Origin of the sequence: Streptomyces sp. NPDC087420 (assembly GCF_044744165.1) — a bacterium.
GTDB lineage: Bacteria > Actinomycetota > Actinomycetes > Streptomycetales > Streptomycetaceae > Streptomyces.
Genome location: NZ_JBIUXU010000013.1, coordinates 137956 through 164205 on the forward strand (window position 1 = coordinate 137956; position 26250 = coordinate 164205).

Here is a 26250-nt window from a genome sequence, read left to right on the forward strand (position 1 = left end):
CGCGGGAATCGGCGAGGGGCTCGGACGCGGGGATCGGAGGGGCTCAGATACGACCGAAACACCAGACGCCGAGCGCGAGAAAGACCACGCCCGAGAGTGTCGCGACCGTGATGGAGGCCGCGGCACCGACCCCGTGGGCCACCGGCACGCGGTGCAGGACCCGCACCCCGGTCCACAGCAGCAGCGCGGCGCCGAACAGCGCGAAGGCCGTCCCCGCGAAGATCGCCGGTCCGCTCTCCATGCCCGCACCCCGTTCACTCCGTCGTACCCGGCGCCCGTTCCGGACCGCCGGGACCCAGGAGCCCGAGGCTGGCACCCCGGGACGTCAGGAGTACGAATTTCGGGTGAACGCCACGCGCGGGTTCACCCGGAAGCCGGTTCCCCGGAAGCCGGCTCCAGGAAGCCCTCCTCCACCAGCAGCCGGATCGACCCCGGCGTACGGTCCCGGAGCAGCACCGGGTCCTCGCCCATGACCTGCGCGATGGCGTCCAGGATCCGGCCGGCGCTCAGCGTCCCGTCACAGACCCCGGCGAAGCCCGCCCCGACCGTGTCGACCTTCGTCGCCCGCCGCATCCCGCGGTGCTGGCGCAGCACCACATGCTCGGGGTCCTCCGCGCCCGGCAGCCCGACCTGCTCCTGGACCACCTCGGTCGCCAGCACGAAGTGGTCGGCGAGCAGCGCCGCGTCGTCGTGCGCCCGCAGGTAGTCCTGCCGCTCGAAGTGCGCCTGTACGGCGTCGCCGAGCGGCTGCTCCACCGAGTGCGGCCACTCCTCCGCGACGACCGACGGCTGCTCGGCGCCGGACTTCCTGAGCGTGATCCAGCCGAAGCCGACCGCCTTGGTCTTACGGGACTCGAACTCGTCCAGCCACGCCCCGTACCGCTCCGCGTACGCCTCCGGGTCGCTCCGGTGGTCGCCGCTGTCGCGCAGCCACAACTCCGCGTACTGCGTGATGTCCTGGACCTCCCGCTGGACGATCCACGCGTCGCAGCCGCGTGGCACCCAGGAGCGCAGCCGCTCCTGCCACTCCTCCCCCTCCACGTGCTCCCAGTTGGCGAGAAACTGCGCGTACCCGCCCAGGTTCAACCGGTCCCCCGCCTGCGACACCAGCGTCCGGCACAGGTCGTCGCCCGCCATGCCGCCGTCCCGGTAGGTGAGCCGGGCGCCGGGCGAGATCACGAAGGGGGGATTCGACACGATGAGGTCGTACGTCTCGTCCGCGACCGGCTCGAACAGGGATCCCTCGCGCAGGTCGGCCTCGGGCGCCCCGGAGAGCGCCAGGGTCAGGCGGGTGAAGGCGAGGGCGCGCGGGTTGAGGTCGGTGGCCGTCACGCGTGTGGCGTGCCGGCTCGCGTGCAGCGCCTGGATGCCGGAGCCCGTGCCGAGGTCGAGGGCGCTCTCCACCGGGGTCCGTACGGTGATTCCGGCCAAGGTCGTCGAGGCCCCGCCGACGCCGAGCACGACTCCTTCGTCGTGGTCCCCCACGCCTCCGGCGCCACCGACGGCGCAGCCGAGGTCGGAGACGATGAACCAGTCCTGCCCCTCGGGGCCGCCGTACGGCCGTACGTCGACCGTGGCGCGGATCTCGTCCCCGTCCTCGGCGATCCAGCCGCCGGCCAGCGCCTCGGGGAGCGCCAGGGCGCGCTCCGCGTGCTCCCGGGCGACAGGGCGCTGGAGCAGGAAGAGCCGTACGAGCGATTCGAGCGCGGTGTGGCCCTGGGTGGCGCGCAGGGCGGGAACGGTCTCGCTGCGGGCGAGCGCGGTGTAGGCCGGGGCGCCGAGCAGGTCGAGCAGACCGTCGGCGGTGAAGTCCGCGGCGAGGAGGACCTCACGGAGTCGGGACGAGTGGTCGGGCGAGGGAAGGCTGGTCGTACTCACGCCTCCATTGTGGCGGTTGTCACTGACAGCGGCCTGCGGCCCGCCGCCCGGAAGGGGCGACGGGCCGCGGTGTCACACGTCTTTCCCGTCCATACCGGTCTGCGGACGGGGTCACGAGTCCGCAGACGGGTTACGACTCCGCGGACGGGCTCGCGGCGTCCGAGGCGGACGGGGAGGGCTTCTGGCAGCCGGGCTGCTTCGCCATGGCCTTGCCGACCTCGCCGGACTGGAGCTTCTGGAGCGCGTCGTCCCCGCTCTTGCTGAGCTTGTCGAGCTCGTCGGCGACGCCGGTCAGGCCGTCGGCGAACTTCGCCTGGTCCTTGGTGTCGAGCGCGTCGACCTTCTGCTTGAGGCCCGCGTAGGCCGCCGAGGTGGCGTTGAGTTCCTTGACGGCTTCCTGCTGGGTCGTCTCGCCGTCCTTGACGGGCGGGGCGCCCGCGCCGTTCACGGCGGATCCCAGGGCCTTGTAGGCGTCCGAGATGGACTGGAAGGCCGCCGAGTCCGTCTTCTGGACGTCGGCCGGCTTGCTGCTGTCCGAGGTCACCTGCTGGATGGAGACGTTGGCGTCCGCGATCTTCTTCAGCTGTGGCTGTACCTGGTCGCAGACCTGCTTCGCCCAGTCGTTCACCTTGTTGTCGCTGTCGTCGCCGCTGCTGCAGCCGGTCAGCGCCATGAGCAGTGCCGCACCGCCGGACAGCGCGGCCACAAGCTTCTTGTTCACCGGTTTGGTCCCTTCCAAGGCTCTCGGCCCCGGAACATACACGCCATGTGGGCTACATCCGCGCGCCGGACGTCCGGTTCATATCGCATTGGAGCCATTTGCACCAGGACCAGGGGAGAGACACCTCACCCTCCCCGCCCTTCTGTGCCTGGGGCGATGGGCAACGCGGCGGGCAACGCCCCGGGAAACAAGAAGAGCCCTGCTCGGCAGGGCCTTTCTTGAAGGGAATCAAGAATTCATGGCAGCGCCACGGCGTGGGCCGTCGGCCAGGTCATCCGGATGACACCACCGTCGTCGTCCGAGGTGACTTCGACGTCGTCGACGAGCCCGCTGATGACCGCGAGTCCCATCTCGTCCTCACCGTCGGCGTCATGGTCGTAGAGATCGCCCGCCGGCGCTCCACCGCTCGCCTCCGGGGCTTCGGTGGCGGCGCTGCCCGTGCTCGGCACCTCGTCGCCGACCTCGATGGAGAAACTCTTCTCCTCCTCGATCAGGACAACTCGCACCGGGGCGGTGATGCCGTGACTGCGATGCAGCCCGACCGCCCGGCTGCATGCCTCACCGACCGCGAGTCTGACCTCGTCCAACACAGCTTCATCGACGCCGGCCCGGCGCGCCACGGCGGCCGCCACCAGACGGGCCGTCCTGACATGTTCGGGCTGGGCGCTGAAGCGGAGTTCAACGGTGGCCATGCGATCCCCCTCGAACGTACGAGCGTGCAGACTCACAGGACGCGGGCGCCCGGGCACACGGCCCGGAGCCCACCGTCCTTCCTCCGGAAGGTGACGACCGACCTCAGTCGGTGGCCGCCACGGCCTCGTCGACCGTGGTGTGGATGGGGAACACCTTGGTCAGACCGGTGATCCGGAAGATCTTGAGAATGCGCTCCTGGTTGCAGACCAGGCGCAGCGAGCCTTCATGCGCACGCACCCGCTTGAGTCCGCCCACGAGCACGCCGAGACCGGTGGAGTCAAGGAAGTCCACGCCTTCCATATCGACAACCAGGTGGTAGCTGCCGTCGTTCACCAACTCGACCAACTGCTCGCGCAGCTTGGGCGCGGTATACACATCAATCTCGCCACCGACCTCGACGACCGTACGGTCGCCACCAGGGCCGGACACATTGCGAGTCGACAGAGACAGGTCCACGGATCCTCCAGCACCTTGCTATCGAGCGGTCGCCCCTCGGGTCTCCCCGACGGAGCCAGGGGACGTATCGCCAGCCGCGATGGCATTCAATCACTTACCAGCAGCCATGCACGACGCCTTGGGACCATTGTCCGTCATGCCAGTGACACACTCGATGCCGATGGCCAGGAATCACCGCCCCCAAGGACCCGCCGCGAGCGGGGAAAGCCGCCCCTCCCCCGGTACGGTCCTCGACCGGCTCGCCGCGGGGGCGGGCCGTGCTGCGCGCATCACCCATACGGAGCACCTGCCCCCGAGGGCGGGTCGTCATGCGGTCTGGCCTGATCGCATCCGCGCGGAGGTGATCGACGCGATCCAGCGGGCCGGGATCGATCATCCGTGGGTCCACCAGGCGACCGCCGCCGAGCACGCCCTGGACGGCGAATCCGTCGTGATCGCCACCGGCACCGCCTCCGGCAAGTCCCTCGCCTACCTCGCTCCCGTGCTGAGCACCCTCCTGGACGGCTCCGAGGCTCCCAACGGGCGTGGCGCGACCGCCCTCTACCTGGCCCCCACGAAGGCCCTGGCCGCCGACCAGCGGCGCTCCGTGAAGGCACTCGCCGCCCCGCTGGGCACCCGCGTACGCCCCGCCGTCTACGACGGGGACACACCCGTCGAGGAACGCGAATGGGTCAGGCAGTACGCCAACTACGTCCTGACCAATCCGGACATGCTGCACCGGGGCATACTCCCGTCCCACCCCCGCTGGGCCTCCTTCCTGCGCTCCCTGCGCTATGTCGTGATCGACGAGTGCCACACCTACCGCGGCGTCTTCGGCTCCCACGTGGCCCAGGTGCTGCGCCGGCTGCGCCGCGTCTGCGCCCGCTACGGGGCGGACCCCGTCTTCCTCCTGGCCTCCGCCACCGCGGCGCGGCCCGCCCTGGCCGCCGGCCGGCTCACCGGCCTGCCCGTCCACGAGGTCGCCGACGACGCCTCCCCGCGCGGCGAGCTGGTCTTCGCCCTCTGGGAACCCCCGCTCACCGACCTCCACGGCGAGAAGGGCGCCCCCGTCCGCCGTACCGCCACCGCCGAGACGGCCGAGCTCCTCACCGACCTCACCCTCCAGGGCGTCCGTACGGTCGCGTTCGTACGCTCCCGGCGCGGCGCCGAGCTCATCTCCGTCATCGCCCAGGAACGGCTGGCCCAGGTCGACCGCTCCCTGGTCCGCCGGGTCGCCGCCTACCGGGGCGGCTACCTGCCCGAGGAACGCCGCGCCCTGGAGAAGGCCCTGCACTCCGGCGAACTCCTCGGCCTCGCGGCCACCACCGCCCTGGAACTCGGCATCGACGTGTCCGGCCTGGAGGCCGTCCTGATCGCCGGCTACCCCGGCACCCGCGCCTCGCTGTGGCAGCAGGCGGGGCGCGCGGGACGCGCCGGGCAGGGGGCGCTGGCCGTCCTGGTCGCTCGGGACGACCCGCTGGACACCTTCCTCGTCCACCACCCCGAGGCGCTGTTCCAGCAGCCCGTGGAATCGACCGTCCTCGACCCGGACAACCCGTACGTCCTCGCCCCCCACCTGTGCGCGGCCGCTGCGGAGCTGCCCCTCACCGAAGCCGACCTGCCGCTCTTCGGCCCGGCCGCCGCGGGCCTGCTCCCCCAGCTGGAGAGCGCGGGGCTGCTGCGGCGGCGCGCGTCCGGCTGGTACTGGACCCGCAGGCAGCGCGCCGCCGATCTCGCCGACATCCGGGGCGAGGGGGGCCGGCCCGTCCAGATCGTCGAGGCGGCGACCGGCCGGCTGCTCGGCACCGTCGACGAGCCCGCCTCGCACGCCGCCGTCCACGACGGCGCCGTCCACCTCCACCAGGGCCGCACCTACCTGGTGAAACAGCTCGACCTGGAGGACTCGGTCGCCCTGGTCGAGGAGGCCAGCCCGCCGTACTCCACGACCGCCCGCGACACCACCGCCATCTCCGTCCTGGAAACCGACACCGAGATCCCCTGGGGCGCCGGACGCCTTTGTTACGGCTCCGTCGAGGTCACCAACCAGGTCGTCTCCTTCCTTCGCCGCAGGCTCATCACGGGCGAGGTGCTCGGCGAGAGCAAGCTCGACCTCCCGCCCCGCACCCTGCGCACCCGGGCGGTCTGGTGGACGGTCACCGAGGACCAGCTGGACGCCGCCCGGGTCAACCCGGAACAGCTGGCCGGCGCCCTGCACGCCGCCGAGCACGCCTCGATCGGGATGCTCCCGCTCTTCGCGACCTGCGACCGCTGGGACATCGGCGGGGTGTCCGTACCGCTCCACCCGGACACGCTGCTGCCCACGGTCTTCGTGTACGACGGCCATCCCGGCGGCGCGGGCTTCGCCGAGCGGGCGTTCCAGACGGCCCGCGAATGGCTCACGGCCACCCGCGAGGCGATCTCCTCCTGCGAGTGCGAGGCGGGCTGCCCCTCCTGCGTCCAGTCCCCGAAGTGCGGCAACGGCAACGAGCCCCTGCACAAACGCGGCGCCGTCCGCCTCCTCACCGAACTGCTCAAGGGGTCCCCGGCGGACTCCGGGGCAGTGGCCGCCCCCAGCACACGGCCTCCGGCCGCGTCACGGGACCCAGAGCACGAGCCGACGGCGCAGGCCCCGCACCGGTCACAGGCCCCGCAGCCCGAGCCGGACCAGGCCCCGACACCGGCACGGCAGCCGGAGCACGGGCCGACGGCAGCGGCACCGGAGCCGACGGCAACCAAGCCGCCTGCCACCACCACGCCGACCGTGCCGTCGGCCCGGACCGATCCCGACCCCCGGCCGGAACCTGAGCCCCGGTCGGGACCTGAGCCCCGATCCGAACCTGAGCCCCGACCCGGACCCGAGCAGGGACCGGCGCCGGTGGTGGTGGCCCCGCCCGGGCCCTGACCACCGGGCCATACGGGCCGAAGCGCGCCCGTACGCTCACATCCGCGATCTCCCCCGTCAGCGCGCACCGCACCAGCTCCGCCCCCTGGGCCGCGGCCACCTCCGCCGCCCGGTCGCAGGCGGCGGCCCGGCCCTGGAGCGCCCGCCCGGCCGCGCCGAGGGCCGCCAGGTCGGCGGCGCCCCCGGCGCGGTGACGGGCGGCGACCGCCTGGCCGAGGGCGAGGACCACCGCGAACACCGCGCACATCGCCGTCGTCGCCATCGCCGCCCAGACCGTCGCGGACCCCCGGTCCCCGCTCATGACGCCACCCCCACGGTCCCAGGGCCTCCAAGGCGCCCTCCAGCGCCGTCCCGGGCGTCCTCAGCCGGAGCCACCGCCTCCGCACCGAGCGTCAGGGCCAGCGCACCCGGCCCCGGGGTCGGCGCCTCCACCCGTACCCGCCACAGGTCCCCGGACCGCGCCATCGTGATCCGCGCGCCGTCCGGAGCGGCCGAGCGGGCCGCCGCCAGTGCCTCCGCCTCCGGCTCCGACCGGGCAGCGGCCCGCGCCCCGGCCCGCGCCGCGTCCACGCACCGGATCTGCGCGGAGGCCGCCGTCAGGGCCCAGACCAGCGCCAGGGTGAACGCCACCAGCGCCGGCACGGCCATCGCCGCCTCCACCGTCACGGACCCCCGGTCGCCCGTCATCAACCGTCGTCGCCCCGTCGTGGATCGCCCGGTGGCCGACTCGGATCGACGGACCTGCCCCATCGGCCGCCGGTGGGCCCTCACCGGTCGCCGGTGGCCCCTCGCCAGGCGCCCACCGTCAGAACCGCGCACCGAGCGCCTCCCCGATCACCGACCGCAGCGCGTCGGAGACCTGTCCGCCGGTGACCACCTTGTAGAGCACCGCCGCCAGCGCGGCGGCGGCCAGCGTCACCATGGCGAACTCCGTCGTCGCCATCCCCGCGTCCGTCCGCGTCCCGCGCAGCCGCAACCACCGCACACCCGCACGCACCCCCATGCCGATCCCCCGCATGACTACCTCCTGTGATCCGTGAAATGAACATGAATTCGAAGAACGAAAAACACCCGCTGCCGCCGACGGCGGCCTCGATTTCACCCGCCGCGCAGCAGGCCGCCCGCCAGACCGATGACCACCGGAGCCACCCCCACGGCCAGAAACGCGGGCAGGAAGCACAGCCCCACCGGCGCGGTGATCAGCACCTGCGCCCGCTGGGCCCTGGCCACCGCCGTTCGGGCCCGTTCCGCTCGCAGGCCTTCGGCCAGCCGCGCCACCGGCTCGGCCGCGGGCGCCCCGCTGACCCCGGCCCGCTCCAGGCACCTGGCCAGCCCCGCCGCGCCCGGTATCGCGCCGAACCGCCCCCACGCCGCGGCCGATTCAGCGCCGAGCCGAAGCTCCGCCGCGGTCCGGGCCAGCCGGTGCCCGACCGGTCCGCCCAGCGACTCACCGACCGCCTCGGCGGCCTCACGCGGACCCGCCCCGGCGGCGATACAGGCCGCCAGCAGGTCGGCGGCGAGCGGGAGTTGGCGCGCCGCCTCAGCCCTGTCGGCGGCGACGGCGGCGTCGTCGGGGGCCCGGCTCCGCAGCCACCGCCGCACCCCGTACGCCCCCGCGCACCCCACGATCCAGCCGGTCACGCCTCCGACGAGCGCGTAGCCGGTGACCAGGGCGGCGAACACCGGACCCCACCGCCGCGCCCAGGCCCTCGCGTCCGGCCACGGCCGCCGCCGCCCGTACTCCACCGCCAGGACCACCGCGAGCCGCTTGCGCACCCGCCGCTCGTACCGCACCGCCACCACCGCGGAGAACAGGCACCCGACAGCGGCCAGCACCCAACCCACCACCCACAGCCGATGGGTCAACTCCCCGCTCATGTCCCCACCCCCGTCCGAACGATCCGGCCGGCCCACCACAGACCGGCCCCCTCCAACAACCCGCCGACCACCAAGCAGCCCAGCCCGGCAGGGGTGTGCAGCAGTACACGCAACGGATCCGCCCCGAGTGCCCAGCCCATCGCCAGACCCAGCACCGGAAGGAGCGCGAGGACCATGACCGTCGACCACGCGCCGGCCAACTGGGCCCGCAGGCCCTCCCGCTGCTCCCTCTCGGCCCGCAGCGCGGCCTCCAACCGGTCGAGACCGGCGGCCAGACCCGCCCCGCCGTCCACGGCCACCCGCCAGCAGGCCGCGAGCCCGGCCAGCCCCTCGCACCCGGGCTCACACGCGGCCCGCCGCAACGCCTCGGGCACCTCCCCGCCGAACCGCGCGGCGGCCACCACCCGGGCCTCGGCATCCCCCAGGCCACCGGTCGCCACCGCGGCCGCCAGCAGGGCCTGGACCGGCTGCGCACCGGACCTCAGCTCCCCCGCCGCCGCCCCGCACAGCGCCACCACACCCCCGGCCCGCCGCTCAGCGGCTCTGGTCCGCACCCGGGCCCGCAGCCGCCGCCGCACGAGCGGCACCGCGACCGCGCCCCCGATCAGCGGCAGCACGGAGTCCCCCAGCACGGCGAACACCCCCGCCACCGGCAGACAGAGCCACTCCCCACCCAGCCGGCGCGCCCACAGCACCACACCCACCCGCCACCGCCGCCACGCCGCCGCCCGCCGGCCGTCCCCCGCACGGCCACCGTCCACGCCGTCAACGTCCGCGCCCTCGCCGTCCACGAACAACACCGTGGCCCGTCGCGCCGCCGCGTTGCGGTCGACCGTCAGCCAGGCCGCCGCCCCCGCGCAGACCATCGCCGCGTATGCCGCCACCGACATCGACACCGTCGTCACAGCGCACCCCCGATCAGCATCAACAGCCGTGGCCAGCCCCGGTCGTACGCGAACGCCTCCGCGCCCCACCGCAACGCGGGCACCGGCACCACGAGCCCCGCGCTGTCCCGTTCCAGCACGTCCACCTCCGCGAGCCGCCGCCGCCCGTCGCGGTCCCGCACCAGATGGATCACCACCGACAGCGCGGCCGCCAGCTGACTGTGCAGCGCCGCCCGGTCCAGCCCCGCCGCCGTCCCGAGCGCTTCCAGCCGGGCGGGCACATCGGCCGCCGTATTGGCGTGCACCGTCCCTTCTCCGAACTACGCGACCCAGGTTTCCGCCCCGCGCACGTCAGACCGTACAGAAATGAACGAACCAATGGACGCGCGACCTGCCCTCATGCTTCGATGCGATCAGCGCCATGTGATCGGAGGCCGACTTGAGACAGTCAACGCGGGTGCTGAAGCGAAAGGCTCTCGCTTCACTCAAGAGAATGACGGTCGCCTTCAACTCCATAGACGACGATGGTCGTACCTCAGCCGTATTGCTTAGCCTTCAGCACTCCTTCGAGATGCTCCTCAAGGCAGCTCTCGTTCACAACGATGTGCAGGTCTTCGATAAGAGCCTGGGACGGTCGATCGGATTCGAGAAATGCCTTGAGCTATCTCGCCAGCAGCCGAACATTAAGGTCGCTGATCCTGAGGCGGGAACCCTCCGTGCGATCGACGCTCTCCGCGATGATGAGCAACACTGGTTCAATTCTGTCAGCGAACCCATCTTGTTCGTCCATGCCCGCGCCGGCGTCACGCTCTTTGACGACCTGCTGAACAGGGTATTCGGCGAGCGCTTGGCGGATAGCCTACCGCTACGCGTACTGCCTATTTCCACTGAGCCTCCGATGGGTCTCGAAATTCTGATTGACCAAGAGTTCAGCCAGATCCAGAACCTGCTGCAGCCGGGTCGCCGAGCCCGGAACGAGGCTCGGGCGAGAATCCGAACCCTATTGGCGATCGAGGGCCACGCCTCGGAAGACAGTCGCGTAAGCGAGAGGGACGTCGATCGAGTCGAAAAAGGGATAGCGGACGGCAAATCCCGCGATGCCGTATTCCCAATCCTTACGCAAGTTTCTACCGAATTTTCGGGAGAAGGCCCCACACTGACCGTCCGCTTTGACAGAAAGGGGCCACCGGTCAAGTTTGCCGACGACACCTCGGACGCGGCAGCCATTCGCGAAATCGATCTCCAAAAAAAGTTCCACTGGTCAGCTACCGAACTAGCGCAGAAGCTGAAGATCTCACCTCCCAAATCGTTGGCCCTGCGACAACACCTGGGAATTGACGAGGATCCGCGATGCTTCTACGTGTTCGTAATGGGATCTCAACAGCATCCGCGATTCTCAGATAACGCGCTTAAGGTCATGAGGGATTCCATGCCCATCCTCGACATGGACGACATCTGGGAGGCACACAAACCAGTCGGCCGCGGGAAGACTCCTCGCTCGTGCCCCATCGAGGGATGTGCTCAGGTAACGAACGGTCAATCTGCGTAAATCACGCTGCCGCCTCGGTGGGACGTTGACCATACACGCCCGCCAGACGATACCTAGCGACCTTGCGGAGTTGAAGCATGAACTTCAAACGACGAACAGTAATGCAGCTCGCTGACATGATTTGCGGCAATACCCCAGAAGGGAGGAGCCACGAGGAGAATTATTTCAAATACCGAAGCAGCATGTACTTGACCGAGTTCTTTGCAGATATCGAAACAGATTTTCAGCATGACGGGTCAACACGCAAAATTTGGGTGGCGGAGACACTGGAAATCATTTTGTCCGAACCCCATTCCAGTGCACAGATGGTACCTGACACTTTCGCTCGCGCAATGTCCCGCCTCATGGACCCCGATGAAGCAACGAACGAAAGAGACGACCGGGGAAAGGCGCTCACCGATCTGAATCGAGCTCTCGCGCGAGAGGGGATAGAGGCCTTCTACGCGGAGGACAAGCAATGCTACCTGCGTAATTTGAACACAAACACAGTCATTACTCCGTCCCCTAACCCTCATCGCCCTTTCACGAAGGGAGAAATCGAACGCCGAGCAAATCTGTCACAGTACCTGGATATCGCATCGGAAGACGCACTAATCGAGGAAGTCCTCCTCCCGCTTTTTCGCCAGCTCGGATATCACCGCGTGACTGCTGCGGGCCACAAGGACAAAGCGCTCGAGTATGGCAAGGACGTGTGGATGCGGTACACGTTACCAACTCAACACGTGCTCTACTTCGGCCTCCAGGTGAAGAAAGGTAAGCTGGACGCCTCTGGGGTAACCAGGGGAAGTAACGCCAACATGGCCGAAATCTACAACCAAACCCTCATGATGCTGGGCCACGAAATTTTCGATCCCGAAATTGGTAAACGCGTCCTCGTGGATCACGCTTTCATTGTCGCCGGCGGAGAAATAACGAAGGCCGCCCGGAACTGGCTGGGTAACAAGCTGGATGCTTCCAAGCGAAGCCAGATCCTTTTTATGGATCGCGAAGATATCCTGAACTTGTTCGTGGTAACGAATCTCCCATTGCCCGATGCCGCTCGGCCTAACATGACTGACTACCCAGCAGATCCCCCGTTCTGAGTCGCGACTGGAGAGATCAACGGATGTGCCTCTCCTCAGATGAGTTCAGAGCTTCTGACAGTCACCTGGCTAAGTGTCGGGAGCCCGAGGAAAACAGACGTTTCCTGACGATCAAATCGCGCGTCCAGCTGCGCAATCTTCTCCTCGGCGGCAGCAAGACTAACCGATAGCCCTTCAACTTCACCGAGCCAGCCTTCAGTTTGGGCTTCGACGATTCGGTCCTTGAGGTTCTGCCTGATCTCTACCAGGCGGCCGCGGTCTTCCGCACCGACGATGAGGACGGGGCATCGAACGCATGCGTGCTCGTGGGCGCAATCCGTCCCGTAAGCGCGGCCGCATTGTCCAAGGGCTAGCTTCCTCTGCTCAAAGTGGCCAAGGAACTCTTCCCATTCCTCTGAAGTAACGGCCCGATACTCTTCAGCGGGCCTGAAAGTGCGGCGTCGGGCGATGAACGCGCGATGCGCCTCGATCGCCTCTGCAGGGTAGATCGCGGCATATCCCATGGTGGTGTTGATGTTGCGATGCCCTGCGATCACTTGCGCAATGTGGGGCGGTAGGCCGTTCATGATGGCGTCTGTGATGAAGATGCGACGGAAGTCATGTGGCTGGAACCGCAGAGGCCGCCCGGTACGGTCGACGAGACCTGACGCAGCGAGTGTGTTATTCAGCGCGCGACGGATGCTGCTGATGGAGATGTGTCGATTCTCGCCGGACACCTGCCACTGGTAGAGGACCGGCATGGGAGGGTTCCAGGTCCGCTCGTTGGAGTCGTAAGTCCCAACGGACGGGATTGTTCCACCTGCCCCGCGGACCCGCTGAATGACCGCGCTGAGAACGTCCGCCAGTTCCGGGTTGATCAGCAGAAGTCGCTCCTGATCCGTCTTGGACGGAGCAATCTGCAACAAGGGAACAACATTCCCCGTAGTGGGCAGCTTGTAGCTGATGATGCTGTGGTGCCCAAGTTCTAGTAGTTCCTCGATGCGGATGCCGGTATTCCTCAGGATCTCGATGGTCGCCCAGGCGAAGAACGCTTGCTTTTCCTCAGCGCGAAGACTACGGACCTTGCCGTTAGTGTCGAAGACCTTGTCCGGTTTCCCGTCGACTCTCGCCGCTTTCATGGGCAATGTGAATGTTTCACCCAAGACCGTGATTTGGGAGCCAAGTGACGCCCCCTCGACCGCTTCTAGGCGGGTCTTGGCCTCCTTGAGGCGCCGGTTCGCCGTGCGGACCAGGGCTGGCAGAACAGGCAGTCGTTCCCTGGTGCGCTGGTCGGTTCTGGCCTTCTGCTCACGTTCGACCTTCTTGACTGTGCAGTCGGCCTCGCTGATCGGATTCGGAGCCGCCCAGGGACCCCAACGTTCCGGCTCTTCTAGCGCCCAAGCGGCGATGTCCAAGTAGAAGGCCCGTACCAGCATCTTCACAGACGCCGCGCTCGTGCGGGGTGCAAATTCCTTCACGATGGATCCGTCGAGTTGACGTCGGTGAACGGTCTTGACCGCGATACGGGCTTTCCACCCCTCGGCCACCTCAGGCGACAGCCGAAGACTGTCGATTCCTGGGTGGTGCCGTTCGAGATCCGCCCAGAAGAGTCTTGCGAGAGCGGCCGACATCCCTTTCAGGGAGTTGTAGTCGAGAGCCGGCTGTCGTTCTTTGAGGTAGTCGACGATCAGATCGCGAACCGGCTTGCACTGGAGGTCGTATCGGTCAACGAGGTCTTCCGCGCTGACCTGCCCAGTTCGAACTCCCAAGTGGTGGAACGTCCCCGGGGCATGAGCTGGGAAGTTACCTCGGTCCCTGAGCCAGACGTACGCAAGGCGGATGCCACTGTGGGCGGAACGTCCCGTCACAGGATAGAAGGACAGCAAGTCTCCGACAGTGATGTCCTTGAGACGGCCACCGTAAGCGGCGACGGTCCGTGCCAGGGTATGCACGGCTCGTTTTCCTACCCTCGAATCCCATTCGGCTTCTGGCATAGACGCCTGCAGATCCTGGAATCCGTCGGGATCACGTGTGTGAATAATCTCCGCCGGTAGGTATCTCGAGGAGTTGCTCGCGAGCCACTGAGGGCTGGGACGGATAACATCTGCACAGGTCAGCGTCAGCATTCCGGCAGCGAGATAGCCCAGGCTGGACCTTTTAGCGGTGGCGCGTCCGGTGGTGTTGAGCCAGTCCTGTGGGGCCTCAGCCCAGCCAGCGTAGATAGCGGACGCGCTTGAGTTCCATCGCTCTTGCCAGGTGTTTCCGGGTTGCGTCTCAAGCCACTCCAGCATGTGCTGGCAGCCAGTTCTTCGGGCGTATTGCGTGAGCTCCCTGTCGTGACTCAACGGAGGATGCTCAATGCGTGCCATGACTGCCTCGAGAGGCGCACAGGTTGCCGGCCAGTCTGTGTTCCGTGGTCGGGGTGGGAAGGATCGGATGACGTTGGCAGCGTCTCGCCCCCGAAGCGGCCTTGTGCTCGTGGGGCCTGCCGCAACTGGCGAAGAGAACAGGAGGTCGATCGTCATGAAGGCCCGCCCCCGAAAAGGATGTTGAGAGACATAGGGTTGTACTCGGGGTCCCGCCGCTTCGGCTGAATCTTGCGCCGCTGTTCCACTCGAGCGTGGTGAGCTAGTCCAGCTGCAATAACGTCGTCCCGGCCGGGGCGGTTGTAGATTTCTAGCGTCGACAACTGCGCGTGACCGAGGATGTGTTGGACGTAAACCGGCGGCATGTCCGGGTCGTCGAGCATCAGGAACGTCGCGGTGTGACGAAGGTCGTGAAGCGTCCAGTTGGAGCTCAGAAGCTCGTTGGCGCGGTTGAACATCATTCGGGCCGCGTCGTATTGGAGAGGCCTCCAGGGGCGGCGCAGGGTCCACCACAGCGGCTGCCGACTGCCTCGAGGGACGCCCTTCTTCCAGGCTGCTTCCTGGTAGAGGCGAAGCCAGACGAACGCGTCCGGAGTTGCAGGCAGTTCCTGATAGTCGCGTGTGCCTTTCCGGATCACCCCGATGGTCTGCTGGCCTACGATCGCACCGCCTTGCGTGGCGGTAAGAAGTTCTTCTGAGCGGGCGCCGGTAGCGACCCAGAAAGCGAGCAGAGCGCGGTCCCGGTGCGAGCGAAGTCCGGCGAAGACCTCCGTGTACTTGTCCTCAGGGATGCGACGCGGGATCCGCTTCGGGATCTTGGGCCGGTAAAGGCCGGTGCGCTGCTTCTTGTGGTCGTCCTCGGGATTGTGGTGGGCGTTGGCACGTGCTGAACGCCGGTTTCGGACGAGAGGAAAAGGGTTTACCAGCAGCGATGCGCTGTTACGGTCCAGGTGGAAGTCGTAGAAGGATCGCAGCACCGTCTCGCAATGCGCCCGGGTCCTTGGCGCGTACTTCGTACCGATAGTGGGCTTCCCGGTCACTGAGTTCGGTGTTCCCGGTGCTGGTTTGTCGGGTCGAGAAAGGCGGGGAATTTCGGCGGGATCCTTGCCGCGGTGCCGCCAGTGGACGCGCACCGGCTTGTCTGCCAGTTTCATCCACAGCATGAAGTCCCGAGCGTCCTCTCGCGTCGCGCGATCCCACTCGATCTCGAGAGCCCACAGGTAGCGCCACCAACGGAGCAGATCCATGCCATACGAGCGCGGCGTCAGCACCGAACTATCCGCTGCCATCAGATCCTTGAAGTACACGGCGGCCGGCTCAAGCAGTCTTCCAAGTGGGTCGAGCAGTTGCACAGGCTCCCAGGGGTCTTCGGTCTCGAGTAACTGACCGATCTCGGGCAGCACGAAGCTCTTCAGGTCCCTTCCGGGACGTTGTTCAACAGGCATGCCGGGAAGCTAGCAGAAACACTGTCTGACCTGCGAAAATGACCGAGTTAGTTCGGTCAACAGGCCGCAGCCGCCCTCATGGCCCGTGTTGAGCGCGGCCAGAAGATCCGTCACCTCACGCCCCCTCACCTCGCCGACGACCAGCCGGTCGGGCCGCATCCGCAGCGCCTGCCGGACCAGGTCCTCCAGCGTCACCAGGCCCGCGCCCTCCTGATTCGCCGGCCGGGACTCCAGCCGCACCACGTGGGGATGGTCGGGCCGCAGCTCCGCCGAGTCCTCCGCCAGGACGATCCGCTCCCGCTGACCGACCAGGCCGAGCAACGTCGACAGAAGCGTCGTCTTTCCCGTGCCCGTACCCCCACTGATCAGGAAGGACTGCCGCGCCTGCACCAGCGCGCGCAGCACCCGGTCGCCGCCCGGCGGCACCGTCCCCGCCGCGATCAGTTCCCCCAGGGAGAACGCCTTGGGCCGCACCACCCGCAGCGAGAGATACGGCGAACCGACCGCCACCGGTGGCAGCACCGCGTGCATCCGTGTGCCGTCGGGCAGCCGGGCGTCCACCCAGGGCCGCGCGTCGTCCAGCCGCCGCCCGGCCACCGCCGCCAGCCGCTGCGCGAGCCTCCGTACGGAAGCGGCGTCGGCGAACGCCACACCGGTCAGTTCCAGCCCGCCTCCCCGGTCCACCCACACCCGGTCGGGCGCCGAGACCAGGACGTCCGTCACCGAGGGGTCGGCGAGCAGGGGCTCCAGCGGCCCCGTGCCCACCAGCTCACACCTCAACTCCTCCGCCGCGCCCAGCACTTCCGCGTCCCCGAGCAGCCGCCCCTGGGCCCGCAGCGCGGCCGCCACCCGCGCCGGGGTCGGTTCGGCCCCGCTCTCCGCCAGCCGCTGCCGCACGGCGTCCAGCAGGCCGCCCGCCGGCGTCCCGCGGTACGGGACCTCGTCCCGCGCACGGCCGGTCACGGGCTCACACTCCCCTCGCCGGTCAGCGCCCGCTCCCAGAAGGCGGTGCAGAACGCGGCGAGCGGGCCCCGGGCACTGGATCCCGGCGGCGCCCCGCCGTCCTGCGCCTGGGCCAGACCCGGCTCCCAGGGCAGCTCGCCCACCAGCGGCAGCCGGAGCGCGCCCGCGATCCACCGCTCGTCCAGACCCGTCGCGTACGGCCCGCGGACCACGGCCCGCAGGTCCTGGAGGACCATGCCGACCATGGAGGCCACCCGCCCGGCCGCCGCCACGGCCCGCAGCTCGGCGGGCACGACCAGCAGCCCGAGATCCACCTGGGCCAGGGCCTCCGCCATGGACTCGTCGATCCGGCGCGGGAGGTCCACCACCACGACGCCGCCGCGCCTGCGGGCCGCGGCGAGCACGGACCGCATGGCCTCCGGCTGCACCACCACCGCGTCACCGCGATCCCAGCTCAGCACCCGTAACTCGTGCAGCCGGGGCAGCGATTCCTCCAGCGCGCCCCCGGCGACCCGGCCCTTCGAGGCCGCGAAATCCGGCCACCGCCGGCCTTCGGTCTGCTCTCCGCCGAGCAGCACGTCGAGCCCGCCGCCCAGCGGATCGCCGTCGATGAGCATCGTGCGCTGCCCGGCCCTGGCCGCGGTAACGGCCAGGGCGCATGCCAGGGTCGAGGCCCCCGCGCCCCCACGCCCGCCGATCACACCGACCGTGAGCGCCTGCCGGCCCACGCCCTCCGCCGCGTCCGCGATCCGGTCGACCAGCCAGCCTTCCGCGTCAGGAAGCCGCAGAACACAGTCGGCGCCGATCTCCACCGCCCGCCGCCACACGTCAGGATCATCCTGATCGCGCCCGACCAGCATCACCCCCCTCCTGCGCGTGGCACCGCGGCAGCGCGCCGCCGCGTCGTCCCCCACGAGGACCATGGGCGCGTCCTCCCAGCACCCCTTCGCCTCCGGCACCCCGTGGTGCACCTGCGGCTCCGCGCCCGCCGCCGCACACAGCCGCAGCAGGTCGTCGAGCAGATCCGCGTCCTCGGTGACGATCAGCGGTCCCGCCCGCCGCCCTCCGGCGACCTGTGCCCGATCGGATGTCATGGATCCCGCCACGATCTCCGCCCCCTCATCTCTGCCTCGATCCGGGATCTGCGAGCGCTTCTCAGCGGTCTCGCAGGTATCCGGTATCTGTGATTCCGGCTTCCGCGAACTTCGCGGTCGGAATCACCGTGCAGGGGAACGAAAAATCGTGTGGATCTTGCTCAAAAACTGTGGACAACTCACAGGTTGTGAATATCCCGCTCGCTCATACCGGTGACTTCCGCAGCGCAGCGCGTCGGCTACGCAGAGTGAGGGGTATGAATGGAAACACGCCGCGCACACCGAACCGCCGACAGGGATCGGGAGAGGTCAGGAGAGGGGGGACAACGGGATTCGAGAGCCGAAAACGCGTCCGGACATGCGACGACCCCCGCCGGGGGGGAGAGCGGGGGTCGTCCCCACAGCCAGACTCGGGGGGGGAGGAGTCGGGCCGGGTTAGCACGGTCGCGAACGATCCGTGACTTCCATGGTGTACCCGACGGCCTTCTCAGGCAAACCCACGCGCCGGACCTTACGCCGAATGGTGGGCGCATATGCTCACCCTCGTGGAAATCCGCTCCTTGCCGCGCACAGCTGCCTTCTTTGACCTGGACAAGACGGTCATTGCGAAGTCATCGACGTTGACCTTCAGCAGGCCCTTCTACCAAGGCGGTCTGATCAACCGCCGGGCGGTACTACGGACCGCTTACGCGCAGTTCGTCTTCCTCGCCGGAGGCGCCGATCACGACCAGATGGAGCGGATGCGCGAGTACCTCTCCGCGCTCTGCAAAGGCTGGAACGTCTCACAGGTCAAGGAGATCGTCGCAGAGACCCTGCACGATCTCATCGACCCGATCATCTATGACGAAGCGGCGTCCCTCATCGAGGACCACCACACCGCCGGCCGGGACGTGGTGATCGTCTCCACCTCGGGCGCGGAGGTGGTCGAGCCGATCGGTGAACTCCTCGGCGCCGACCGGGTGGTGGCGACCAGGATGGCCGTCGGCCCCGACGGCTGCTTCACCGGCGAGGTGGAGTACTACGCGTACGGGCCGACCAAGGCCGAGGCGGTCAAGGCGCTCGCCGAGTCCGAGGGCTACGACCTGTCGCGCTGCTACGCGTACAGCGACTCCATCACGGACGTACCGATGCTCTCGTCCGTCGGCCATCCGTACGCGGTCAATCCGGACCGGGCGCTGCGGCGGGAGGCGATCGCGCGCGACTGGCCGATCCTGGTCTTCAGCAGGCCCGTTCGGCTGAAGCGGCGGCTGCCCGCCCTGTCGATGCCGGCGCGTCCGGCGTTGGTGGCCGCGGCGGCCGTGGGTGCGGCGGCGGCCACGGCGGGACTCGTCTGGTACGCGAGCCGCCGCCGGGCGACGGCACCCGCGTGACCACTTCACCCCGCCCGACCGTTCGTTTCCTTACCACCCGCCGCACCGCCCGCCGCACCACCCGCCGCCCGTTTCCTCGTCATTCGCCGCCCGTTTCATAATCGCCGGCCGCCCGTTTCGCACCTGTTTGAACGTGAAAGTAAAGAAGTCAGGCCGGGGGTTTCGCATCCCTGGGGAGAGGAGTACAAAGGAATCAACGGCCCGCGAGACCAAGGACATCCGAGAGGATCACCTGAGAAACGCTAGAGGCCCCACGGACCGAAGCACGGAAGTCGAGAACCCACGCGACGTCGACCCGTCGATTACGGGCCAGCCGCACCAGGTGACGGGCGAAGTTCCCGACCTGATGGGCACTACATCGAGGACGCTTGGTAACTCGGCGGACGTGTTGGCGGCGGCATCGAAAGTGATGCCGCCGCAATTCTGTCCGGTCCGTCCGGACGGCGGGAATGCGGGCCGGGCCACCGTTCACCACAATCGCGTGAGCGAATTCAGGGGCGCGGCAGGTTCAGGCGGCGCGTCCGGGGCGTGAGAGATCGGGAGAGATACAGAACGTGCCCGAGTTCAAGCCGCGCCGCGCTGGAGTGCCTCGCACACCGCCGTGGACTCCCGTACCCCCAGTTCGATCGCGCGGCCGCAGTGCGCGATCCACGTGACCATCCCGTCCGGGGTGCCCGACAGATAGCCCGCGAAGGCGGCGGCGTACGCGGCACGGCCCAGCTCCGCGTGGCCGACCTCCGCCGGGCAGACCGACTTGGGGTCCAGCCCGCTGCCGGTCAGCACGATGCGTTCGGCGGCGCGCGCCACCAGGCCGTTGTACGAGCCGAACGGGCGCAGCGCCAGGAGTTCGCCGTGCACCACCGCGGCCGTCACCAGCGCCGGCGCCGAACTCCCCGCCACGACCAGGGCCGACAGCCCCTCCAACCGCCCCGCCACCTCGTCGGCGCCGGGCAGCGGCGCCTCGGTCAGCGGTCCCGTGGCATCGGCGCCGGGCGTCTCCGTCACACGTTCGCCGGCCAGCCGGGGCCGTCCGACCGTGTCGTCGTCCGGGCCCGCGCCGCCCGCCGCCACCAGATGCAGCCGGGCCAGCACCCGTACCGGTGACTGGTCCCAGATGGAAAGGAGTTGGCCGGCCTCGGCGGTCAGGCGCAGTGCGGCGCCGACTGTACGAGCCTCGTCGTCGGCGCCGAAGTCGCTGCGCCTGCGTACCTCTTCCAGTGCCCAGTCGGCGCCCGACAGCGCGGCGGAACCGCGCGCCGCGCGCAGGGCCGCCTCCGAGGTGACCTCGTTGCTCCGGCGGCGCATCACCCGGTGGCTGTAGACGCGGTCGACCGCCCTGCGTACGGAATCCACCGCGTCGGGGACGCCCGGCAGGGAGGCCAGTGCGAGCAGGGGTTCCTCCGGCCGCGGAGCGGAAGAGGCGTCAGAGGAAGTCGTACTCATAAGTAGCAAGGCTACGCGCCCGCGGCGGGCGCCCCACCTTGGAGTGGTCTTCTTCACTGAATGTGACCGGCGAACACGGTGAGCCGCTAACCTACGTGAACATGAAGATCGCTTTCGTGGGTAAGGGCGGCAGCGGCAAGACCACGCTGTCCTCGCTCTTCATCCGCCATCTGACCGCCAATGAGGCTCCCGTCGTCGCGGTGGACGCCGACATCAACCAGCATCTGGGGGCCGCGCTCGGCCTCACGGACGAGGAGGCGGCCGCGCTGCCCGCGCTCGGCGCGCACCTGCCGCTGATCAAGGACTATCTGCGCGGCAGCAACCCGCGGATCGCTTCCGCCGAGGCGATGATCAAGACGACGCCGCCGGGCGAGGGGTCGCGGTTGCTCCGGGTGAACGAGGACAACCCGGTGTACGACGCGTGCGCGCGGACCGTCCGGCTGGACGACGGGGAGATCCGGCTGATGGCCACGGGGCCCTTCACGGAGTCCGACCTCGGGGTGGCCTGCTACCACTCCAAGGTCGGCGCGGTCGAGCTGTGCCTGAATCACCTGGTCGACGGGGCGGACGAGTATGTCGTCGTCGACATGACGGCCGGTTCCGACTCCTTCGCGTCGGGGATGTTCACGCGGTTCGACATGACGTTCCTGGTGGCCGAGCCGACCTGCAAGGGTGTCTCCGTCTACCGCCAGTACAAGGAGTACGCGCGGGACTTCGGCGTCTCGCTGAAGGTCGTCGGCAACAAGGTGCAGGGGGAGGACGACCTGGACTTCCTCCGCCAGGAGGTGGGCGAGGACCTGCTCGTCACCGTGGGTCACTCCAACTGGGTCCGGGCGATGGAGAAGGGCCGCCCGCCCCGCTTCGAACTGCTGGAGGCGGACAACCGCTGCGCGCTCCAGACCCTCCAGGACGCGGCGGAGGACTCGTACGAGAACCGCGACTGGGAGCGGTACACCCGGCAGATGGTCCACTTCCACCTCAGGAACGCGGAGAGCTGGGGCAACGCGAAGACGGGGGTCGACCTGGCTTCCCAGGTCGACCCCGCCTTCATCCTCAGCGAAGCCTCGGCCGTGCCTCAGCCGGGCTGAACCTCTGCCGTGCCCCAACCGGGCTGACGTTCGGTCGGGTCGGTCAGTTCTTCTGTTCGGGGCCCGCAGGGGCAGGGGCCCGGGATGTAGTGAGGGCGGTCGGGTCCGTCATGTACGGGGCCCAGCCGCCCTTCGGGGCCTGGCCGACGGCGAGGCCGCGCAGCTTTTCCAGGGTCTGCGGGTCCTGTACGTCGAGCCAGTCCGCCAGCTGACGGAACGACACGCAGCGCACGTCCCGCTGGACGCAGACCGTCTTGATCGTCTCCTCGATGGCACGCATGTACGTGCCGCCGTTCCAGGACTCGAAGTGGTTGCCGATGATCAGCGGGGCGCGGTTGCCGTCGTACGCCCGGTCGAAGGCCTTGAGCAGGCCGTCCCGCATCTGGTTGCCCCAGTACGTGTGCTTGGCGGGGTCGCCCTTGGTCGTCCCCGACTGGTTGAACATGAAGTTGTAGTCCATCGACAGCGTCTCGAAGGCGCGCCCCGGCACGGGCACCAGCTGGAGCGGCAGGTCCCAGAGGCCCTCGGTCTTCTTCGGCCAGACCTGGTTACCGACACCGCTGGAATCGTAGCGGAAGCCCATCGTCCGCCCGGCCAGCATCATGTTCTTCTGCCCCTCCAGGCAGGGCGTGCGGCCGCCGACCAGCTCCTTGTCGTAGTCGAAGGGCAGCGGCGCCTCGGTCGCGAGCCCCGCGTTGGTCTTCCAGCCCTTCACGAACGCCTTGGCCTGGCTGATCTCGCTCTTCCACTCGTCGACCGACCAGGTGCCAACGCCCCCGTCCTTGCCGCAGAAGTGGCCGTTGAAGTGTGTGCCGATCTCGTTGCCGTCGCGCCAGGCGCCGCGCAGCTGCTTCAGGGTGTCCGAGATCCCCTTGGTGTCGTTGAAGCCGATGTCCGAGCTGCCGGACGCGTGCTGCGGCGGGTCGTACTGCCGGGCCTTCTCCTTGGGGAGGAGATAGACCCCGCTCAGGAAGTACGTCATGGTCGCGTCGTACTTCTTGCCCACCTCGCGGAAGTGGGAGAAGAGCCGCTGGCTGTCCTCGCCCGCCCCGTCCCACGAGAACACCACGAACTGCGGGGGCTTCTGACCGGGCTTCAAGCGCTGCGGCTTGGCCAGTCGCGGCTGCGCACCGGTGTACGCGGTGGAGCCGTCACCGATGAGCCGTACGACGTTCTTGGGCGCCGCGGGCGCCTTCCTGGCGCCGTACGCGCCGTTCTCGGCCTCGGGCCCGCTCCCCGGGCCACCGGTGCCGGAACAGCCGGTCAGACCGACGGCGAGCGCCGTGACGGCGGCACCGAAGGTGATTCTCTTTCTGGCGGCCAGCATCCGCCCACCTCTTCCTTCAGGGTTCGCGTACCGAAGTGCCGAGCGGCGAGGTGCCGGCACGGCGCCGAGCGCCGCCAACGTCGCACTACGAACAAAAGGAAGATGAAACGACAAGCCGTACAAAATGACTAATCGCTAGTTCGAGTGATTGATTACCCCATTTGCCCTGAAAGTCATGCCTGAGTCTTTACTCTCCATTACGATCTGTTTACCAAGAGTTGCACTGAGCATCCCGCTGCACGCCGTGACCCACGGCCGCGACCCCACGTTCCGCGACCGCGCTGCCCCGGAGGAGACGGGAATCATGTCTGCCCGCGTACCCACTCGCGCCGCCCGGCCCGCCCGTACCGACCCGCCGTCCCCCGGCTCCCGGCCCCCGTTCCGATCCCGGTTCCGGTTCCGGATCGCCGGGGCCGACCTGTCCGCCTCCGTCACCGTCTTCCTGATCGCGCTGCCGCTCTCGCTCGGCATCGCACTCGCCACCGGCGCGCCGCTCCAGGGCGGCCTGGTCGCGGCGGCCGTCGGCGGCCTGGTCGTCGGCCGTCTCGGCGGCGCCCCGCTCCAGGTGAGCGGCCCCGCCGCCGGGCTCACCGTCGTCACGGCCGACCTGATCCAGCTGTACGGCTGGCGCACGACCTGCGCCATCACCGTCTGCGCCGGCCTCGCCCAACTCGGCCTCTCGGCGTTGCGGGTGGCCCGCTCGGCCCTCGCCGTCAGCCCGGCGATCGTGCACGGCATGCTCGCCGGCATCGGTGTCACGATCGCGCTCTCCCAACTCCACATCGTGCTGGGCGGCTCCCCGCAGAGCTCCGCGGTCGCCAACGTCAAGGGACTCCCGGCCCAATTGGCGGACCTGCATCCGGGCGCGGTGTCGGTCAGCGCGTTCACGATCGCGGTCCTGCTCACCTGGCCGCGGATTCCGGGGCGCGGGGGCCGCATCGTACGGAAGGTCCCCGCCACGCTCGCCGCGGTGGCCCTGGCGACCTCGGTGGCCGCCGTGCTCGGGGTGGGCCTCCCGCGCGTCGACCTGCCCTCGTGGCGCAACCACGCCCTGCCGGAACTTCCTCAGGGTCCGGCGCTCGGGCTGATCGCCGCCGTGCTCACCGTCACCCTGGTCGGCAGCGTCGAATCGCTGCTCTCCGCCGTCGCCGTGGACAAGCTGGTGGCCATGCGGAAGGAGCCCTCCGTCCGGATCCCCCGCGCCCGGCTCGACCGCGAGCTGTTCGGACAGGGCTCGGGCAACATCCTCTCCGGCGCGCTCGGCGGGCTGCCGATCACCGGCGTCGCCGTGCGCAGCTCCGCCAATGTCGCGGCCGGCGCGGTGAGCCGGAATTCGACGATGCTGCACGGCCTGTGGGTCGCGGTCGCGGCGCTGCTGCTGGTGCCGGTGCTCGACCTGATCCCGCTGGCGGCGCTGGCCGCGCTGGTGATGGTCGTGGGGATCCAGATGGTCAATCTCGTCCATCTGCGGAGCGTGAAGCGGAACCGCGAGATGCTGGTGTACGCGGTGACGCTGGCCGGGGTGGTGTTCACCGGCGTCCTGGAAGGGGTGGCGATCGGGATCGCCGTCGCGGTGGCGGTCGCGATGCACCGGCTGACCAGGACACGGATCACGGTGGTCGAGCGGAACGGGGTCCACCGGATCCGGGTCCGCGGCCAGTTGACGTTCCTGGCGGTGCCGCGGCTCAGCCGGATCCTCCAGGAGGTTCCGCACCGCGCGGACAGCGTGGTCGAGCTGGACGGGTCCTTCATGGACCACGCGGCGTACGAGGCCCTGCACGACTGGCAGACCTCGCATCTCGCGCAAGGCGGGACGGCGGAGTTCACCGGCCGGGACGGCGGGCGGATCGCGGACCCGACGACGGAGCTCCAGTCCTGCTGCCGTCCGTGGACGCCGTGGCGCAACCACCACTGCGGGGAGCACCCGGCGGCGGAGCCGGCTCTCGCCGAGGTGTCGGGCGCGAGCCCGTCGGGCTCGGTCGCCTCCGACGCGGTCTCTTTCGGTACGGGATCGTTCGGTGCGGTTTCATCCGATACGGGCCCGTCGAATACACGACCATCCGGCACGGGTTCGTCCGATACGGGCTCGCCCAACACACGGCCGTCCGGCATGGGTTCGTCCAGCATGGGTTCATCCAGCATGGGTTCATCCAGCACGACGTCACCCGGTCCCGGCCCAGTCACCCCCGGCGCTCCCACCCCGTCGGCCCCCGCCCCCTCACCTGCGTCCGCCTCCGCAGCCCCCGCCCCCGCTCCCGCCCCCTCGACCACGGGCCCCTCCGTGCTCCGTAACAGCACTTCGAGCATCGACAAGTCGGCCCCCCGCGTCACCGAACCGCACCCCGACGGGCGGCGCCCCGTCGGAGGCGGAGTCAGTAGTCGTCAACTCGCCAGCGGCATTAGCTCGTTCCAGCGCAACACGGCCCCCCGCGTCCGGGACGAGCTGGCGCGGCTCGCCCGGGAGGGGCAGCGGCCGTCGCAACTGTTCCTCACCTGCGCCGACTCCCGGCTGGTCACCAGCATGATCACGTCCAGCGGCCCGGGCGACCTCTTCACCGTACGGAATGTCGGCAACCTCGTGCCGCTGCCCGGCGCCGACGCGCACGGCGCGGACGACTCGGTGGCGGCCGCGATCGAGTACGCCGTGGACGTCCTCCAGGTCCAGTCCATCACCGTCTGCGGACACTCCGGATGCGGCGCGATGCAGGCCCTGTTGAACACGCCGGACGTCAACGGCGAGCCCCGTACCCCCCTCCGGCGCTGGCTGCGGCACGGACAGCCGAGCCTGGAACGGATGAGGAGCAAGCACCACTCCTGGGCCAGGATCTCCGGCCGGCTGCCGGCCGACGCGACCGAACAGCTCTGCCTGACCAACGTGGTCCAGCAGCTGGCGCATCTGCGCGCCCATGACGCGGTCGCGCGCGGACTCGCCGAAGGAAGGCTGGAGTTGCACGGCATGTACTTTCACGTCGGCGAGGCGCAGGCCTACCTGCTGGCCGACGGCAGTACGACGGGGAGTTCGGGGGGCGGCTCGGAAGAGGTGTTCAACCGCGTGGCCCCCACGGCCCTGGAGGGGTCGCGCGCCTGAACCGTCCGCGCCCGCCATCCGTGAGAGTGTGTGGCCCCTTGTGGCCCTCTTCCCCGCCGCCCGGG

At 69.1% G+C, this 26250-nt stretch carries 20 protein-coding genes and 3 pseudogenes; 6 read left to right on the forward strand and 17 right to left on the reverse strand.

Going from position 1 to position 26250, the window contains the following annotated elements; translation table 11 throughout:
• Positions 1 to 43: 43 nt before the first annotated feature.
• The 5 genes from ACIO1C_RS26745 to ACIO1C_RS26765 form a co-directional block, all read right to left on the reverse strand.
• Positions 44 to 241 (reverse strand): hypothetical protein, encoded by a 198-nt coding sequence (locus tag ACIO1C_RS26745; RefSeq protein WP_401867740.1) that lies wholly within the window; start codon positions 239 to 241, stop codon positions 44 to 46.
• A 122-nt stretch (positions 242 to 363) separates the two neighbouring features.
• Positions 364 to 1878: a methyltransferase gene (locus ACIO1C_RS26750; RefSeq protein WP_401867743.1), complete on the reverse strand. Its 1515-nt coding sequence runs from the start codon at positions 1876 to 1878 to the stop codon at positions 364 to 366.
• Between the two features lie 130 nt (positions 1879 to 2008).
• On the reverse strand, positions 2009 to 2599 hold the full coding sequence (locus tag ACIO1C_RS26755) for a small secreted protein (protein ID WP_401867746.1): 591 nt from the start codon (positions 2597 to 2599) through the stop codon (positions 2009 to 2011).
• Positions 2600 to 2835: 236 nt separating this feature from the next.
• Positions 2836 to 3291, reverse strand: coding sequence for an ATP-binding protein (locus tag ACIO1C_RS26760; protein WP_401867748.1), 456 nt, complete (start codon positions 3289 to 3291; stop codon positions 2836 to 2838).
• Positions 3292 to 3394: 103 nt separating this feature from the next.
• Positions 3395 to 3748 carry an STAS domain-containing protein gene (locus ACIO1C_RS26765; protein WP_003967428.1) on the reverse strand — a complete coding sequence of 118 codons (354 nt, stop codon included), beginning with the start codon at positions 3746 to 3748 and terminating at the stop codon, positions 3395 to 3397.
• A 79-nt stretch (positions 3749 to 3827) separates the two neighbouring features.
• On the opposite strand from ACIO1C_RS26765, the gene ACIO1C_RS26770 reads away from it, so the two are divergent.
• Positions 3828 to 6629 carry a DEAD/DEAH box helicase gene (locus tag ACIO1C_RS26770; protein ID WP_401867751.1) on the forward strand — a complete coding sequence of 934 codons (2802 nt, stop codon included), beginning with the start codon at positions 3828 to 3830 and terminating at the stop codon, positions 6627 to 6629.
• Between the two features lie 40 nt (positions 6630 to 6669).
• Here the strand turns inward: ACIO1C_RS26770 and ACIO1C_RS26775 are convergent.
• From ACIO1C_RS26775 to ACIO1C_RS26800, 6 genes and pseudogenes are all read right to left on the reverse strand, one after another.
• A pseudogene (locus ACIO1C_RS26775) lies at positions 6670 to 6930 on the reverse strand (Rv3654c family TadE-like protein); the annotation flags it as partial.
• Positions 6927 to 7379 carry a TadE family type IV pilus minor pilin gene (locus tag ACIO1C_RS26780; protein WP_401867754.1) on the reverse strand — a complete coding sequence of 151 codons (453 nt, stop codon included), beginning with the start codon at positions 7377 to 7379 and terminating at the stop codon, positions 6927 to 6929. The pseudogene ACIO1C_RS26775 and the gene ACIO1C_RS26780, both read right to left, overlap by 4 nt.
• Before the next feature lie 55 nt (positions 7380 to 7434).
• Positions 7435 to 7647 (reverse strand): DUF4244 domain-containing protein, encoded by a 213-nt coding sequence (locus tag ACIO1C_RS26785; protein WP_401867757.1) that lies wholly within the window; start codon positions 7645 to 7647, stop codon positions 7435 to 7437.
• Between the two features lie 80 nt (positions 7648 to 7727).
• Entirely contained in the window at positions 7728 to 8507 is a 780-nt protein-coding gene (locus tag ACIO1C_RS26790; RefSeq protein WP_401867760.1) for a type II secretion system F family protein, read from the reverse strand.
• Positions 8504 to 9397 carry a type II secretion system F family protein gene (locus ACIO1C_RS26795; RefSeq protein WP_401867762.1) on the reverse strand — a complete coding sequence of 298 codons (894 nt, stop codon included), beginning with the start codon at positions 9395 to 9397 and terminating at the stop codon, positions 8504 to 8506. Before ACIO1C_RS26795 ends, ACIO1C_RS26790 begins: the two co-directional genes overlap by 4 nt.
• 11 nt (positions 9398 to 9408) lie before the next feature.
• A pseudogene (locus tag ACIO1C_RS26800) lies at positions 9409 to 9708 on the reverse strand (secretion protein); the annotation flags it as partial.
• Positions 9709 to 9884: 176 nt separating this feature from the next.
• Here ACIO1C_RS26800 and ACIO1C_RS26805 point away from each other — a divergent pair.
• Both ACIO1C_RS26805 and ACIO1C_RS26810 read left to right on the forward strand, forming a co-directional pair.
• Positions 9885 to 10940 (forward strand): hypothetical protein, encoded by a 1056-nt coding sequence (locus ACIO1C_RS26805; protein WP_401867764.1) that lies wholly within the window; start codon positions 9885 to 9887, stop codon positions 10938 to 10940.
• Between the two features lie 77 nt (positions 10941 to 11017).
• Positions 11018 to 12022, forward strand: a complete 1005-nt coding sequence (locus tag ACIO1C_RS26810) for a hypothetical protein (protein ID WP_401867767.1) — start codon at positions 11018 to 11020, stop codon at positions 12020 to 12022.
• Positions 12023 to 12057: 35 nt separating this feature from the next.
• Here the strand turns inward: ACIO1C_RS26810 and ACIO1C_RS26815 are convergent, their stop codons facing one another.
• The 4 genes and pseudogenes from ACIO1C_RS26815 to ssd form a co-directional block, all read right to left on the reverse strand.
• Complete coding sequence (locus ACIO1C_RS26815; RefSeq protein WP_401867770.1) at positions 12058 to 13953, reverse strand: tyrosine-type recombinase/integrase; 1896 nt, start codon at positions 13951 to 13953, stop codon at positions 12058 to 12060.
• 569 nt (positions 13954 to 14522) lie between these two features.
• On the reverse strand, positions 14523 to 15812 hold the full coding sequence (locus ACIO1C_RS26820; protein WP_401867772.1) for a tyrosine-type recombinase/integrase: 1290 nt from the start codon (positions 15810 to 15812) through the stop codon (positions 14523 to 14525).
• A 63-nt stretch (positions 15813 to 15875) separates the two neighbouring features.
• Positions 15876 to 16775: pseudogene (locus ACIO1C_RS26825) on the reverse strand (TadA family conjugal transfer-associated ATPase); the annotation flags it as partial.
• Positions 16772 to 17869 carry a septum site-determining protein Ssd gene (ssd, locus tag ACIO1C_RS26830; protein WP_401867775.1) on the reverse strand — a complete coding sequence of 366 codons (1098 nt, stop codon included), beginning with the start codon at positions 17867 to 17869 and terminating at the stop codon, positions 16772 to 16774. The pseudogene ACIO1C_RS26825 and the gene ssd, both read right to left, overlap by 4 nt.
• Positions 17870 to 18402: 533 nt before the next feature.
• Here ssd and ACIO1C_RS26835 point away from each other — a divergent pair.
• On the forward strand, positions 18403 to 19239 hold the full coding sequence (locus ACIO1C_RS26835; protein WP_401867777.1) for an HAD family hydrolase: 837 nt from the start codon (positions 18403 to 18405) through the stop codon (positions 19237 to 19239).
• Positions 19240 to 19803: 564 nt separating this feature from the next.
• On the opposite strand, the gene ACIO1C_RS26840 is transcribed toward ACIO1C_RS26835, so the two are convergent.
• Positions 19804 to 20682: an oxidoreductase gene (locus tag ACIO1C_RS26840; RefSeq protein ID WP_401867780.1), complete on the reverse strand. Its 879-nt coding sequence runs from the start codon at positions 20680 to 20682 to the stop codon at positions 19804 to 19806.
• Positions 20683 to 20783: 101 nt separating this feature from the next.
• Between ACIO1C_RS26840 and ACIO1C_RS26845 the strand changes: the two genes are divergently transcribed.
• Entirely contained in the window at positions 20784 to 21770 is a 987-nt protein-coding gene (locus ACIO1C_RS26845; protein WP_401867782.1) for an ATP-binding protein, read from the forward strand.
• A 43-nt stretch (positions 21771 to 21813) separates the two neighbouring features.
• Here ACIO1C_RS26845 and ACIO1C_RS26850 read toward each other — a convergent pair whose 3' ends face one another.
• Positions 21814 to 23097 (reverse strand): hypothetical protein, encoded by a 1284-nt coding sequence (locus ACIO1C_RS26850; RefSeq protein WP_401867785.1) that lies wholly within the window; start codon positions 23095 to 23097, stop codon positions 21814 to 21816.
• Positions 23098 to 23401: 304 nt separating this feature from the next.
• Between ACIO1C_RS26850 and ACIO1C_RS26855 the strand changes: the two genes are divergently transcribed.
• The gene (locus ACIO1C_RS26855) at positions 23402 to 26185 is read left to right on the forward strand and encodes a bifunctional SulP family inorganic anion transporter/carbonic anhydrase (RefSeq protein ID WP_401867788.1); all 2784 of its coding nucleotides are present in this window, start codon (positions 23402 to 23404) and stop codon (positions 26183 to 26185) included.
• The last annotated feature ends 65 nt before the right edge of the window (positions 26186 to 26250 follow it).

Bases quoted from the DNA above. Each gene is read 5' to 3' on its own strand.
- ACIO1C_RS26745 (WP_401867740.1), bottom strand. From the start codon at position 241: ATGGAGAGCGGACCGGCGATCTTCGCGGGGACGGCCTTCGCGCTGTTC.
- ACIO1C_RS26760 (WP_401867748.1), bottom strand. From the start codon at position 3,291: ATGGCCACCGTTGAACTCCGCTTCAGCGCCCAGCCCGAACATGTCAGG.
- ACIO1C_RS26770 (WP_401867751.1), top strand. From the start codon at position 3,828: ATGGCATTCAATCACTTACCAGCAGCCATGCACGACGCCTTGGGACCA.
- ACIO1C_RS26780 (WP_401867754.1), bottom strand. From the start codon at position 7,379: ATGGGGCAGGTCCGTCGATCCGAGTCGGCCACCGGGCGATCCACGACG.
- ACIO1C_RS26785 (WP_401867757.1), bottom strand. From the start codon at position 7,647: ATGCGGGGGATCGGCATGGGGGTGCGTGCGGGTGTGCGGTGGTTGCGG.
- ACIO1C_RS26790 (WP_401867760.1), bottom strand. From the start codon at position 8,507: ATGAGCGGGGAGTTGACCCATCGGCTGTGGGTGGTGGGTTGGGTGCTG.
- ACIO1C_RS26795 (WP_401867762.1), bottom strand. From the start codon at position 9,397: ATGTCGGTGGCGGCATACGCGGCGATGGTCTGCGCGGGGGCGGCGGCC.
- ACIO1C_RS26805 (WP_401867764.1), top strand. From the start codon at position 9,885: ATGACGGTCGCCTTCAACTCCATAGACGACGATGGTCGTACCTCAGCC.
- ACIO1C_RS26810 (WP_401867767.1), top strand. From the start codon at position 11,018: ATGAACTTCAAACGACGAACAGTAATGCAGCTCGCTGACATGATTTGC.
- ACIO1C_RS26820 (WP_401867772.1), bottom strand. From the start codon at position 15,812: ATGCCTGTTGAACAACGTCCCGGAAGGGACCTGAAGAGCTTCGTGCTG.
- ssd (WP_401867775.1), bottom strand. From the start codon at position 17,869: ATGACATCCGATCGGGCACAGGTCGCCGGAGGGCGGCGGGCGGGACCG.
- ACIO1C_RS26835 (WP_401867777.1), top strand. From the start codon at position 18,403: ATGCTCACCCTCGTGGAAATCCGCTCCTTGCCGCGCACAGCTGCCTTC.
- ACIO1C_RS26840 (WP_401867780.1), bottom strand. From the start codon at position 20,682: ATGAGTACGACTTCCTCTGACGCCTCTTCCGCTCCGCGGCCGGAGGAA.
- ACIO1C_RS26845 (WP_401867782.1), top strand. From the start codon at position 20,784: ATGAAGATCGCTTTCGTGGGTAAGGGCGGCAGCGGCAAGACCACGCTG.
- ACIO1C_RS26850 (WP_401867785.1), bottom strand. From the start codon at position 23,097: ATGCTGGCCGCCAGAAAGAGAATCACCTTCGGTGCCGCCGTCACGGCG.
- ACIO1C_RS26855 (WP_401867788.1), top strand. From the start codon at position 23,402: ATGTCTGCCCGCGTACCCACTCGCGCCGCCCGGCCCGCCCGTACCGAC.